Source organism: Sulfitobacter sp. AS92, assembly GCF_038900015.1.
In the GTDB taxonomy this organism is placed as follows: domain Bacteria; phylum Pseudomonadota; class Alphaproteobacteria; order Rhodobacterales; family Rhodobacteraceae; genus Sulfitobacter.
This window is the reverse complement of the sequence record NZ_JBBMQL010000001.1, coordinates 370,754-383,947: the sequence shown is the minus strand read 5'-3', so window position 1 is coordinate 383,947 and position 13,194 is coordinate 370,754. Positions and strand designations below refer to the sequence as shown.

At 58.8% G+C, this 13,194-nt stretch carries 13 protein-coding genes; 8 read left to right on the top strand and 5 right to left on the bottom strand.

Going from position 1 to position 13,194, the window contains the following annotated elements; genetic code table 11:
* Positions 1–63: 63 nt before the first annotated feature.
* Positions 64–1,707, top strand: coding sequence for a PAS domain-containing sensor histidine kinase (locus tag WNY61_RS01840; RefSeq protein WP_342849748.1), 1,644 nt, complete (start codon positions 64–66; stop codon positions 1,705–1,707).
* Positions 1,708–1,719: 12 nt separating this feature from the next.
* Positions 1,720–2,091: a response regulator gene (locus WNY61_RS01835; RefSeq protein ID WP_007118281.1), complete on the top strand. Its 372-nt coding sequence runs from the start codon at positions 1,720–1,722 to the stop codon at positions 2,089–2,091.
* A gap of 90 nt (positions 2,092–2,181) precedes the next feature.
* On the opposite strand, the gene WNY61_RS01830 is transcribed toward WNY61_RS01835, so the two are convergent.
* The 5 genes from WNY61_RS01830 to WNY61_RS01810 form a co-directional block, all read right to left on the bottom strand.
* Positions 2,182–2,541: an Hpt domain-containing protein gene (locus tag WNY61_RS01830; protein WP_342849747.1), complete on the bottom strand. Its 360-nt coding sequence runs from the start codon at positions 2,539–2,541 to the stop codon at positions 2,182–2,184.
* A complete protein-coding gene (locus WNY61_RS01825; RefSeq protein WP_342849746.1) occupies positions 2,538–3,509 on the bottom strand; it encodes a response regulator in 972 nt (323 codons plus the stop codon). Before WNY61_RS01825 ends, WNY61_RS01830 begins: the two co-directional genes overlap by 4 nt.
* Positions 3,510–3,796: 287 nt before the next feature.
* Positions 3,797–5,167, bottom strand: a complete 1,371-nt coding sequence (locus tag WNY61_RS01820; protein WP_342849744.1) for an aspartate aminotransferase family protein — start codon at positions 5,165–5,167, stop codon at positions 3,797–3,799.
* A gap of 47 nt (positions 5,168–5,214) precedes the next feature.
* Entirely contained in the window at positions 5,215–6,699 is a 1,485-nt protein-coding gene (locus WNY61_RS01815) for an NAD-dependent succinate-semialdehyde dehydrogenase (RefSeq protein WP_342849743.1), read from the bottom strand.
* A gap of 129 nt (positions 6,700–6,828) precedes the next feature.
* Positions 6,829–7,377, bottom strand: coding sequence for an Lrp/AsnC family transcriptional regulator (locus WNY61_RS01810; RefSeq protein WP_342849742.1), 549 nt, complete (start codon positions 7,375–7,377; stop codon positions 6,829–6,831).
* Positions 7,378–7,384: 7 nt separating this feature from the next.
* On the opposite strand from WNY61_RS01810, the gene WNY61_RS01805 reads away from it, so the two are divergent.
* The 6 genes from WNY61_RS01805 to WNY61_RS01780 all read left to right on the top strand — a co-directional run bounded on the left by WNY61_RS01805 (position 7,385) and on the right by WNY61_RS01780 (position 13,177).
* Complete coding sequence (locus tag WNY61_RS01805) at positions 7,385–8,767, top strand: PLP-dependent aminotransferase family protein (RefSeq protein WP_342849741.1); 1,383 nt, start codon at positions 7,385–7,387, stop codon at positions 8,765–8,767.
* 131 nt (positions 8,768–8,898) lie between these two features.
* The gene (gene dctP, locus WNY61_RS01800; RefSeq protein ID WP_342849740.1) at positions 8,899–9,909 is read left to right on the top strand and encodes a TRAP transporter substrate-binding protein DctP; all 1,011 of its coding nucleotides are present in this window, start codon (positions 8,899–8,901) and stop codon (positions 9,907–9,909) included.
* Positions 9,910–9,986: 77 nt separating this feature from the next.
* Complete coding sequence (locus WNY61_RS01795) at positions 9,987–10,625, top strand: TRAP transporter small permease (protein ID WP_007118289.1); 639 nt, start codon at positions 9,987–9,989, stop codon at positions 10,623–10,625.
* 3 nt (positions 10,626–10,628) lie between these two features.
* Positions 10,629–11,915: a TRAP transporter large permease gene (locus WNY61_RS01790; protein ID WP_342849739.1), complete on the top strand. Its 1,287-nt coding sequence runs from the start codon at positions 10,629–10,631 to the stop codon at positions 11,913–11,915.
* A gap of 12 nt (positions 11,916–11,927) precedes the next feature.
* Complete coding sequence (locus WNY61_RS01785; RefSeq protein WP_342849738.1) at positions 11,928–12,368, top strand: universal stress protein; 441 nt, start codon at positions 11,928–11,930, stop codon at positions 12,366–12,368.
* A gap of 17 nt (positions 12,369–12,385) precedes the next feature.
* Positions 12,386–13,177: an aspartate/glutamate racemase family protein gene (locus WNY61_RS01780; RefSeq protein ID WP_342849737.1), complete on the top strand. Its 792-nt coding sequence runs from the start codon at positions 12,386–12,388 to the stop codon at positions 13,175–13,177.
* The last annotated feature ends 17 nt before the right edge of the window (positions 13,178–13,194 follow it).

Here is a 13,194-nt window from a genome sequence, read left to right as displayed (position 1 = left end):
AACTAAAATTTAAAAGTTATGCTACGAGCTACAGCAAGACCGTTTCTGGGCGAGGATTTACGAGTGTCGTCAAAGTCATTTAACAAACGTACCGCCGCCACCTTTTTTCTGGGCACTGCCATTTCCGGCAGCTGGTACACCGCAACTTCTGCACTTCTGACCGGGGAAATTATTCCTGTGGTTGGCGCGATCGTTCTGGCGGGGCTAACCCCTTTTGGGGTGAACGCACTGCGACCGGGGGGCAATGGCTCGCTGGACAATCACGATATGGCACAAAGACTTAGAGCCTTTGACAGTCATGCTATCGTGAACATTCTCGATACAAGCGGAGTTCTAAAACAAGTCAACGACCGCTTTACCGAACTGACGGGCTACACCCGCGACCAACTGATCGGTCAGCCTGTTTCGATGCTCTACAATGAACAATCTTGCGAAATTGCTGCAGAAATGCGGGCCGCTTTGAAGCAGGGCAAGACATGGCAGGGTGAAACCCCACTGCGCTGTGCCGACGGCCGCGTTATTCAAACGCAATGCACTGTTATGCCTCTCTTTAACAAAAACGGGGATTGGACCGGGTCAATCTCAGCCCGCACAGATGTGACTCACGCCAATGAGCTGTTGGCCGAGCGAGACACAGCTGAGACGCTATATGAGTTGCGCGATGACATTTGGATCGTCGACGCTGAGACGCACCGCTTTAGCTATATGAATCGCGTCGCAATGAGCCGTACAGGCTGGCGCGCTGAACCTTATTCGGAACGCACGCTTGAGGACCTCGGCGAGAAAAGCGGTAGTCACGCCATTCTTGAGGTCTGTAAATCTCTTGCCGCCTCGGGCAAGGCAATGTCCCAGTTCGACACGGAAATGTTTGGCAGTCACTTTCAGGTGACGGTCAAGCTGTTGCCCATTGGTGGCAAGGCGGGGCGTTTCCTGATCATGCTTAACGACATTTCCGACATCATCAACGAAGAGCGGATGAAGTCTGAGTTCATTTCGATGGTAAGCCACGAACTGCGCTCGCCGCTCACCTCAATCAAAGGATCGATGGGGCTGCTTTTGTCGCGCGCGGCGGGCGAACTGCCCAGCAAAGCGCGCGCTCTGCTGGAGATTTCGCACCGCAATGCCGACCGTTTGGTGCTGATCATCAATGACATTCTTGATCTCGAAAAAATCTCCACGGGGCAACTAGAATTTAATCTAGAAGAAACCGATATCGCTGAACTTCTTCGGGAAACAAGTGCTGCCAATTCCTCGCTTGAACAGCGCCATGGTGTGCGCATTCAGGTTGAAACCACGGACACCCCGATGCAAGTCACCACAGACCCAAACCGGGTTATTCAAGTGCTGACAAACTTCCTGTCCAACGCGGCCAAATTCTCGAAACCTGGGGAGCGGATCACCATTCGTGCCGAAGAGAATGACGATGAGCTGCGCATCTCCGTATCAGACCGCGGCCAGGGCATTCCGGCGTCTGAAGAACATAAAGTGTTCCAGCGTTTCGCTGATCTGTCCAACTCCAAACGTGCTGAAAAAGGCGGCACCGGCCTTGGCCTTAGCGTCTGCAAGGCCATTGTCGAGAACCTTGGCGGTAAAATAGGTTTTGACAGCCGCGAGGGATTTGGTACGACATTTTACTTTACCCTGCCGAAGAAAAATTCTCAGGTAGCGGCAGAGGAACCGGCTTCGTTGCTACGTGAAGCCTCCTAGAGAGAGTATGGAATGATCAAACTGCTGCACGTCGAGGATGACGCGGATATTCGGGAAATCGCGCTGATGGCGCTTGAGCTAAGCGGCGATTTCGATGTCGTCCAATGTGAGACCGGAGAAGCGGCGCTGAAACAGGTTCAGTCCTACACGCCCGATGTTATCCTGCTCGACATGATGATGCCGGGCATGACAGGTCGCCAGACCCTGGAAAAGATGCGTGAAATGGACAGCCTGCGCGACGTGCCGGCGATCTTTATGACCGCACGCGCCCAACATAACGAGATTGAAGAGCTGCGCGATCTGGGGGCGGCTGATGTGATCAGCAAACCGTTTGACCCCATTGCCTTGGCCGATCAGGTCAAAGCCGCGATGCAGGCCGCATAGGCCAGCGTCCCGTCAGTTTGCCCATTGGGCGGCATCGGTATGAACTTGACTGAGTGGGGACGTGCCAAGCAAGGCAAGGCTGCCACGCCATTAAGCGTGCGCGTCGATTTCCTGACGGCACTGTGCGACGAACCCGTCCAGTTCCGAGATGATTTCGATGGGGCATTCCGCCCGATTGGCAGTTGATCCGGCCAAATGGTCGACAATCTGCGTTTCACATTTGCGCGCCATACGGCCAAGCTCTTCGAACCCCAGTGATCCAGCGCTGCCCGCGATCTGGTGCAGAATGGCCTGCGCGCTCGCCAGATTGCCTTTAATCTCTTCAACGGTCGTTGCGTCCCACGCGGCCAGACCATGGCTGGCGATCTGTGTCTGACGCTCGGCCAGCATATCGACAAAGCGCTTGCGAATGCGCTCGATGCCGGGAAGTTCAGCTAACATTTTAGTCATGCCTGTTGATCATTCTGCCAAAAGTCATTGAGCGATCTCGTATGCGCCACACTGGCGGACTCTGCACTTGCATGAGCCTGCGCCAGCGCGTCCATGACGGAGTTGCCGCTTTTCCAAATCAGCCGAACTGCTTCGCCCGCACTGACGCGTGGGTAAACACGCTCGCCATAATTGTCGAATAATTCGGTCTGAGACAACTCAAAGTTAACCGCATCCATCAGCCCGCCCATATTCGGACGCCATCCGCTTTCCGTGACGCAAACAAATGTACCGTTGCCCGCGTAGGACATCAGCACCTGATGGTCCACAAGCGTATCCGACAAAATCTCAGCCACATCTGACACAAGGCTATAGAACTCGAACGACGTCATCGTCGCGTGGAAAGCGTCAACTTCGCGAATAGCAAAGGCAAAAGCAGTAGAGCCGAACAGCGCGCTGCGCGACAGCTGTGCGACGTAGTTCTCCATCGCGGTATAGTCGATGACGTTGTCCACATCATAGATCGGGACCGGCTCGAACAACTCCATATGCGTGGCTTGATCGGCGATGGTCTTGGCTGCAAAGATTTTCTTGGTCCGCTGCTGGCGCTCTTTTACCATGCCTTCGACCAGACCGATGCGGGACTTCAGCTCGGCAATCTCAAACGGCTTGGTTACATAGTCGGTGGCCCCGGCAGCAAAGGCCCCGTCGATATAGCGTTTATCGGACATCGCGGTCAGCATCAGGATCGGCGTATCTGCATGGCGCGAGGAGTTGCGGATGTGTTGGGCCAGTTCGATCCCATCCATGCCCGGCATCTGAATATCAAGCATGAAGCAGTCAACTGGGCCAAGGTTCGGATCACCCAGCATATCAACCGCGTGCAGAGCCGACGGGGCGGTCGTCAGTTCATGCGCGCCGATGATCTCTACAAATTGCCCAAGCAATTCGAGGATAATCGGATCGTCATCCACCGCCAAAATTCTCATCACATCTCTCCACAGATAAATTCTTTTGCCCTCAAACTGGACGGGCCGCCGCTTGCTTCTAATTTCCCTGTTAAGTGTGGCCTAATTTGGGCGAATTTTTAGTAAATAGGCGACAAACCGGGGCACTGTTTCCGTTTTTGGGCCGATTCACCCCGCAGAACGGGCGTCTTAACCGATTATTCATTCTTCGTCGGTCTTACGGGTCGCTTGTCTCTCATATGCGATTCCCTAAACGAAAGCGGCCCGACGTTTCCGCCGGGCCGTTCTCATTTCAGCGTCTTGAGAACTTATCCCAAGCTTGCCTTGATCGCATCGGCAGTGACCCCCACAACCTTATCCGCTTCTTCACGCGTCAGGCAGAAGGGTGGCGCGAAGCCGATGATGTCGCCTTGGGGCATGGCGCGGGCGATGACGCCAGCCTTGAGCATATCGCCCACGATGGTCGGCACCACTTTGCGCGATGGATCAAACTGCGTGCGGCCTTCACGGTCTTCGACCAATTCCACAGCGCAGAGCATCCCTTCGCCGCGAATGTCGCCCACCTTGGGGTGATCGCCCAATGCGGCTTTCATCTGCGCATTGAGGTAACCGCCCACGTCCGAGGCATTCTCGATCAGCTTCAGATCGTCGATCAGCTTGAGGTTCGCGATTCCCGCAGCCGCGCCGATAGGATGCGCCGAATAGGTCCAGCCGTGGCCGATGGGGCCATTCTCATCGGTGCCCTGCTCCAGCACTTTCCACATCTTATCGCCGACGATAGAGCCCGACAGCGGCGCATAGGCCGAAGTCAGACCCTTGGCGATGGTGATCAGATCAGGCTTCATCCCGTAGTGCTCAGAGCCGAACATCGACCCCAGACGGCCAAAGCCGGTAACGACCTCATCCGCGACCAGCAGGATGTCGTGCTTGTTCAGCACCTCTTGCACGGCAGCCCAATAGCCTTCGGGCGGTGGCACGATGCCCCCGGTGCCCAGAACCGGCTCACCGATGAAGGCGGCGATGGTGTCGGCACCCTCACGCTCGATCAGCGCTTCGAGCTCGCCCACGAGATGCGCGGTGAACGCCGCTTCGCTCATGTTGGCGTCGGGGCGGCGGTAGTAATAGGGCGCGTCGGTATGCACCACTTGCGCCAGCGGCAGGTCGAACTTCTTGTGAAACAGCTCCAGCCCGGTCAGCGAGCCCGTCACCAGACCCGAACCGTGATAGCCACGCCAGCGCGAGATGATCTTCTTCTTCTCAGGACGGCCAAGGATGTTGTTGTAGTACCAGATCAGCTTGACGTTCGTCTCATTCGCGTCCGACCCGCCAAGGCCGAAATAGACCTTGCTCATGCCTTCGGGCGCGCGGTCGAGGATCATCTTGCTGAGCGTGATGCTCGCCTCGGTGCCATGCCCGACATAGGAGTGGTAATAGGCCAGCTCATGCGCCTGCTCGGCAATCGCCTCGGCGATCTCTGTGCGGCCATAGCCGACGTTGACGCAGTAGAGCCCGGCAAAAGCATCTAGAAACTGATTGCCGTCGCGGTCGGTGATATGGCTGCCCTTGGCGGTCTTGATCACACGGGTCGGGCTTTCGCCGCGCGCGTGCTGCGCCAGATGGGTGGAGGGGTGAAAGAAATTTTCACGGTCCCATTGTTCGAGCATATCGTTCTTCAGCATTGGTCTTTCCTTTCTTCCGGCGCGTCTTTGCGCCGTGTTCTTAAATCTCAGGCCCAGTCACGGCAGACGTATTTGATTTCCGTGAAAGCTTCGAGCCCCAGCCGCGATCCTTCGCGGCCGATGCCCGATTGTTTTGTCCCACCAAAGGGGATCGGCGCGCCGGTCACCTTGGTGCGGTTGACCGCCACCATGCCGAAACACAGCGCACGGCTGGCGCGGTAGATGCGGCGTGGGTCTTGGCTGTGGACATAGGCCACCAGCCCGTATTCCGTGTCATTGGCCCGTGTGATCGCCTCATCCTCACTGTCGAAGGCCGCGATCGCGGCCACGGGGCCAAAGGTCTCTTCGCGCATGATCAGCGCGTCGGCTGGCACGTCGGCCAGCACCGTCGGCTCAAAGAACAGCGGCCCCATCGCGTGCCGTTTGCCACCACAAAGCAGCCGCGCCCCGCGGTCAAGCGCATCTTTGACGTGTTCCTCTTGTTTGGCGACGGCTTTCTCGTTCATCAGCGGCCCGATGTCCGGATCGTCTGAGCCGATCCCCACGGTCAGTGCCTGCGTAGCTGCAGTGAAGCGCGTGCAGAAGGTGGCATAGCTGTCGCGGGCGATGAAGAACCGGTTCGCGCCGAGGCAATCTTGCCCTGAGGTCACGAATTTAGCCTTGATCGCTTCCTCTACCGCACGGTCCATGTCGGCATCGTCGAACATAATGAACGGCGCATGGCCGCCGAGTTCGAGCACCAGTCGTTTCACACTATCCGACGCCTGACGGTAAAGCAGTTTGCCAATCTCTGTGGACCCGGTGAAGGAAATGGCGCGGACGCGGTTGTCCTCCATCCACGGTTTCACGATCTCGGGTGCCTCACCGGTCACGACGTTAAAGACCCCCTTGGGCAGCCCCGCCTGTTCGCCCAACTCGGCCAGTGCCAGCGCCGAGAATGGAGTCTCAGCCGAAGGATGCGCCACCGCGGTGCAGCCCGCCGCCAGTGCAGCCCCCGCCTTGCGGGTCAGCATGGCCGAAGGGAAGTTCCACGGGGTGATGAGGGCCGCTACGCCCACCGGCTCACGCCAGATTTCCACTTCGGCGTCGGGCAGGTGTGAGGTGACGCCTTCGATGTTCGGGCGGCGCGCCTCTTCGGCGTAGAATTCAAAGAAAGACGCGGCATAGTCGATCTCGCCGCGCGATTCCGAGATAGGTTTGCCCTGCTCTGCGGTCATGATCCGCGCCAAGTCTTCACGGTTCTCCAGCATCAGGTCACGCCAGCGCCGCAGGATCGCGCCGCGCTCTTGCGGCAGCAGGCCCGCCCAATGGGGGAAGGCGGCGTGTGCGGCGTCAACGGCAGCGCGGCTGTCGTCGCCGTTCAGCTTGGCCACCGCCCCCAACACCGCACCGCTCGCGGGATCGGTCACATCGAACGCGTCGCTCTGCGCCCCGGCGACCCATGCGCCACCGACATAGGCGAAATGGCGGGCCAGCTCGCCACGCTCCAGCGCAGGCAGTCCGTTTGCGGGGGTTGGGGTCATCTTGGTCATGGCGCGCCTCCTTTGGGATGAATTTCCCCGAAGGTACGGCGGAGATTGGCGCGGGTTTGACTGAATTTAGCAGACCACGCCGGAGGTTCTGCGGCGCGAACGGCCTGCGACCGGAAAAACTACGGTTGCTCAGTCATCGCCATCCGGCAGCAGCATTGAAAGCGGCAGCGGCGCGGATTTGACGGATTTGGTCACGATATAGGTGAAATAGCGCGTCAGGCCGGCCTGCTGATCCAACAGGGCGTCCATCAACCGCTGGTAGCTGTCGATGTCGCGGGTGACGACCTGCATCAGATAGTCAAAACCGCCGCCCAAGGCCCAGCACTGCACGATCTCATCATGTTGCGCGATGACCGCTTCGAACCGCTGAAACGCCTCGGCCCGGTGGTTGCCCAGTTCGGCTTGCACAAAGACGGTGACATGCGGGGCGATGCGGCGCAGGGCGACATGGGCCTGATAGCCGGTGATGATCCCCGCAGACTCCAGCCGCGCCAGCCGTTCGCCGCAGGCGGTGGCGCTGAGATTAACCTTGTCGGCAAGCGCAGATTTGGCGATGCGCCCCTCGCGAGAGAGGATCGACAGCACCGCGATATCGCGTTTATCCAGTTTGACAAAGCTCATGGCAGTTTCATGCGAGCGCAGGTCAGACTTGTCAATTGTCATGATTGTGGTGATCATCCCGATCATGACAAAATGGCGCCCAGACCCCGGATCCCTGACCCGACCTGCCTATCGATCACTCGTTCAGGCGATTGAAACGGCGATTCAGCATGGGGCGCTCAAACCCGGCGACCGGATGCCGACGCAGCGCCAAATGGCCTTTGACCTGTCGCTCAGCGTCCAGACCGTGAGCCGTGCCTATGACAAGCTGGTTGAGGCGGGCAAGATCGTCGGCGAGGTCGGGCGCGGCACTTTTGTGCGGGCGGCGAGCGATGATATCTCCATGCCCTTCGTCAGCCGCAAGACTGCCGGGCGGTTGCTGGATATGTCGATCCTGAAGCCGGTGCTCGACCACGCCCATGAAGAAGCGATGCAAAAGACACTCCGCGCGTTGGCGCGCTCTTTACCCCGCGCCGTGATGGGCGACTTTCGCCAAGACCTGCGCGCCGGTGACGGCAGCAGTTCGGTGCGACGCTGGCTGTCGCTTTGCGGGCTTGATCTGGAAGGTATGGCGGTGATCCCTACCAACGGCAGCACCAGCGCCATGACCATAGCGATCATGACAGCGGCCCAGCCCGGCGATCTGATCGTCAGCGAAGACATCGGCCATCATACCCTGCGCCCACTGGCGCGCTTCCTTGGCATCCGTCTGCAAGGTGTCACTGTCGACGCGGGCGGCATCTGCCCCGAGGCGCTGGAGCGGGTCTGCGCGAAAGAGCCCGTCAAGGCCGTCTACCTTATCCCCAACGGAGCCAACCCACTCGCCTTTACCATGACCGAAAGCCGCCGCGCCGCCGTGATTGAGGTCGCGCGGCGCCATGATGTGCTGATCATCGAAAATCAGTCATGGGGCCCGCTGCAAGACGCCCCGCCCCCTCCTATGGCGATGATGGCACCCGAACGGGTGCTCTATTTTACCAGCCTTACCAAATGTCTGATGCCGGGGCTGCGGGTCGGCTATCTTGTGGTGCCTGATCATCTAAGCGCCTCTGCCGGGAACCGGCATATGGCGACCAACTGGATGGCAACCAACCTCATGACAGAAATCGCATCCCATTGGATCGAAGACGGGACCGCCAATACCCTCTTGAACCGCCAACAGCTTGCCCTGCGCGACCGGGCCGATTTTGCCGCCAATGTCTTTCGCGGCCTCGACATGCGGACCAGTCCCAATGGCCTGCACCTTTGGTTGCCCTGTAGCGATATCTATGAGGAAGCCGCACTGGTCAAATCGCTGCACGAAATCGGGATTGCTGTGGCGAGTGGCGCCAGTTTTGCCATCGGTCCCCCGGACCGACATCCGGGACTGCGCCTGGCCATTGGGGGGCAATCCTTTCCTGAATTTGCCCGTGGGATTCGCATGATCGATGCAAATTTACGCAACAGGGCCAGACGCGCGGGACTGTAAGAGCGGCGCAAATTGTCATGGATCAATATTCACATTGACATGATTGGGATCGGTTTAAATGATCTAACAGTCAGGACATTAGTTTCGCTGCGGCCTTTGGGCTGCGCGGACAATAAATGAAAGGGAGTAATATGGCTATTTTCAAAACTGTTATCACCGGGGGTATCCTCGCAGCCGTGACGAGTGTCGCAGGCGCGGCCTCGGCAGATACATGGCGCTATGCTTTCGAAGAAGCGCTCGACGAGGTGCAGGGTAAATACGCCCAAAAGTTCAAAGAAGAGGTCGAAGCGAACTCCGACCACGAAGTTCAGCTTTTCCCATACGGCACCTTGGGTGAATCCGTCGACACGATGGAGCAGGCGCAGGCCGGCATCCTTCAGTTCGTCGACCAATCCCCCGGCTTTACCGGCGCGCTGATCCCCGAAGCGCAGGTCTTTTTCGTGCCTTACCTGCTGCCGCAGGATGGTGAGCAACTCAACGAGTTCTTCCGCACCTCCAAGGCCATCAACGAGATGTTCCCCAAGCTTTATGCTGATCAGGGGTTGGAACTGCTGACCATGTTCCCCGAAGGCGAGGTCTGCATGACCACGCAAGAGCCAGTCAAAACGCCCGAAGACCTCAATGAGGTCAAATTCCGCGTCATGACCAACCCGCTCTTGGTGGAAAGCTACAAAGCCTTCGGCGCGACGCCGACTCCGCTGCCATGGGGCGAGGTTTACGGCGCGATGCAGACCGGCATCATCCAAGGCCAAGAAAACCCAGGCTTCTATCTGGAATCCACCAAGATGTATGAGGTGACCGAGGTCATCACCTGCATCGGCCACAACAACTTCACCACTGCTGTGATGGCCAACAAGGATTTCTATGACGGCCTGTCCGATGAGGACAAAGAGGTTGTGGAAAACGCATCCGACGCGGCGTTCGACTATATCCTCGAATACCAGTCCGGCCTGCAGGAAAAGTCGCTGGAAAACATCGCAGCGGCGAAGCCCGACATGCAGATCAACATCCTGTCCGAAGAAGAGCGCCAGCCCTTCAAGGATAAGGCTGCATCGGTCGAAGCCGCCTTCATCGAGATGACAGGCGACAGCGGCAAAGAGATCCTTGAGCAATTTAAGGCCGACCTCGAAGCCGTCAAGTAAACGCGCCCTTTCACCCTCCGGCCCACTGCCGGGGGGTGACTTTATTTATACGCGATCCATTTTGAACCATTCACGGGATGACGCCGGTGACGGAAGACAACCACAGTTCGCAACTGCAATCGCAGACAGACACCACCGGCACCGATGACGCCCCTGTGGGCCCCTATAAATCCACTCTCCCCGGCCCTTTGGGTACAATCGACAACGCGATCAGCTGGCTCGAGTCTGTGATGCTCGCCGCTGGTGTTTTGTTGATGGCGGCCAATACGATTGCCAATGTGGTGGGCCGTTTCGTCTTCCAAAGCTCGATCTTCTTTTCTGAAGAGCTGAACAGCATCCTCATCATTCTCATCACCTTCGCGGGCATTTCCTATGCCGCGCGGCACGGGCGACATATCCGCATGTCGGCGATTTTCGACGCCCTGCCCCCGCGCCCCCGCAAAGTGCTGATGATCTTCATCGCCTTCGTCACCGCCGTCTTCATGTTCGGCCTCGCGTGGTACGCGCTGCAATACATCATGACCCAGGCCGGACGGGGCCGCCTGCTGCCCGCCCTGCAGGTGCCGGTCTGGTGGACGCTGGTCTGGGTGCCCGTCGGATTCTTCATGACCGGGCTGCAATATCTTTTGACCGCGATCAAAAACATCATTGAGCCGGATATTTACCTGTCGACCAGCGTTCTTGAAGGCTACGACGACAACGAACGGGAGGTCTAAACGATGGGCATGACCATTTTCTCCATCATGGTTGTCCTGCTGCTGCTGGGCTTTCCCATGATGATCCCGCTGATCGTCGGTGCGTTTGTCGGTTTTTACTCTCTCTTCGGCGGCTTCGGCCAGTTAGAGACGATGGTGCAGCAGATGATGGCGGGCGTTCGCCCTGCGTCGCTGATTGCGGTGCCGATGTTCATCTTTGCCGCTGACATTATGACGCGGGGCCAATCTGCGGGTCGGCTGATCGACATGGTGATGTCATTCGTGGGTCACATGAAAGGCGGGCTTGCAGTTGCCACGGCGGCGGCCTGTACCATGTTCGGCGCGGTCTCGGGCTCCACGCAGGCGACAGTGGTTGCGGTCGGTTCTCCTCTGCGGCCCCGGATGCTAAAGGCTGGGTACAAAGACAGCTTTGTGCTGGCGTTGATCGTGAACTCTTCTGACATCGCCTTCCTGATCCCGCCCTCCATCGGCATGATCATCTACGGCGTGGTATCCAATACCTCGATCGCCGAACTGTTCATCGCGGGCATTGGGCCAGGGTTGCTGATCCTTGCGCTGTTTTCGATCTATTCGGTGATCTACGCCTATCGCCACAACGTCCCCACCGAAGAGAAAGCCACATGGGCCGAGCGCGCCCGCGCCGTACGCCAAGCGCTTTGGCCGCTGGGTTTCCCGGCGATCATCATCGGCGGCATCTACGGCGGCGTCTTCTCTCCGACCGAGGCGGCGGCGGCCTGTGTGCTCTATGCCATCTTCCTTGAGATGATCGTCTTCCGCGAGATCGACTTGGCGGGCATATATGAGACGGCCAAGTCCACGGGCCTTATCACCGCCGTGGTCTTCATCCTCGTTGCGGCGGGCGCGGCCTTCTCTTGGGTGATATCTTTCGCGCAGATCCCGCAGGCGATCTTGGCGGGCATCGGGATCGACAGCATGGGGCCGATTGGCGTTCTGTTCGTGATCTCCATCGCCTTTTTCATCGGCTGTATGTTCGTGGACCCGATTGTGGTGATCCTTGTCCTCGTGCCGATCTTTGCGCCGGTGGTCGATTCCGTGGGCCTTGACCCGGTGCTGGTCGGGACGGTCATCACTTTGCAGGTCGCCATCGGCTCGGCCACGCCGCCCTTTGGCTGTGATATCTTCACCGCCATCGCGGTCTTCAAACGGCCCTATATGGAGGTTATCCGCGGCACCCCGCCCTTCATCGTGATGCTGCTGAGCGTGTCTGTCGCGCTGATCTTCTTCCCACAGATTGCCCTGTTCCTGCGCGATCTGGCCTTTGCGAAATAAGAGGAGAGCGTCATGTTCACTCATATCCTCGCCCCCTATGACGGCTCGATCAATGCGGATCGGGCGCTGATGAAAGCGGCTGAGCTGTCCAAACTGACCGGGGCGAAGGTAACCTTGCTGACGATTTATCGGCATCACTCAATGCTAGAGGCGTCGCTGTCGATGGTGCGGGTCAACGATCCCGGCAATATCGACGACGCGATGCAGGCCCACGCGACTGAGATCATCAACCACGGCAAACAGTTGATGAAAGACGCTGGCGTTGAGAATGTCCGCGCCTTTGTCCGCTCGGGCCGGCCTGCGCGCGCCGTTACCGAATTTGCCAAGAAACATGATGCTGATCTGATTGTCATCGGCTCGCGCGGGTTGGGCGCGACAGGCGATAGCTATCTTTTGGGTTCAGTGTCACACAAAGTCACGGGGCTCGCGAAATGCCCCGTGCTTGTTGTCTAGCGTAAAGGAATATTCAGGTGACACCCCCTGTGCAAAGCGAAACGCTTGAGTGCCGTTTGCGTGAGGATGATCCGGTGCGCCTCGGCGCGATCCTGTTGTCGACCGACATGACATTCGAGCGCGATGCCGCGCGGTTGATCGACCCCGCGCAGGCCGCGCTGCATGCGGCCCGCATCGCCTTTGAAAACCCCACAACGCCCGACCGCCTACGCGCCATGACCCCCGATCTGGCCCGCACTGCATCGCTGCTGGTGCCGGGGGTAAAACTCTCGGCGGTGGCGTTTTGCTGCACTTCCGCCTCTGTCGCCATCGGCAACCCGGCAGTGCGCGCGGCGATCGGCGAAGGGCTTCCCGGTGTTCCGGTCATCACCCCCGCCTCTGCCGCCATCGCGGGCTTTGCCGCCCTTGGCGTGAAGCGTGTGGCGATGTTGACCCCCTATTTGCCCGACACCGCCGCCCCCCTCGCCGCCTATTTCGAAGAACAGGGCCTCAAGGTCATGCGCAACGGCGCCTTCGGGCTGGAAGACGACCGCGACATGGCGCGGATCGACGACGAGAGCATCATCAACGGTGCCACAGCACTGGACGGACCAGAGGTAGAGGCATTTTTCCTCTCCTGCACGTCCCTGCGCGGTGTCGACGTGATTGATCGGATCGAAGCCGCCTTGGGCAAACCGGTCGTGACCTCCAACCAAGCGCTGTGCTGGGCGTTGCAACGAATGGGCGGGCTGTCGGGCCGCCCCGATGGCTATGGCCGTCTGTTCGACTGCGACATGCCAAGCGCCCACGCACAAGGCATCATTCCGTGATCCCGGCCCCTCTGGCC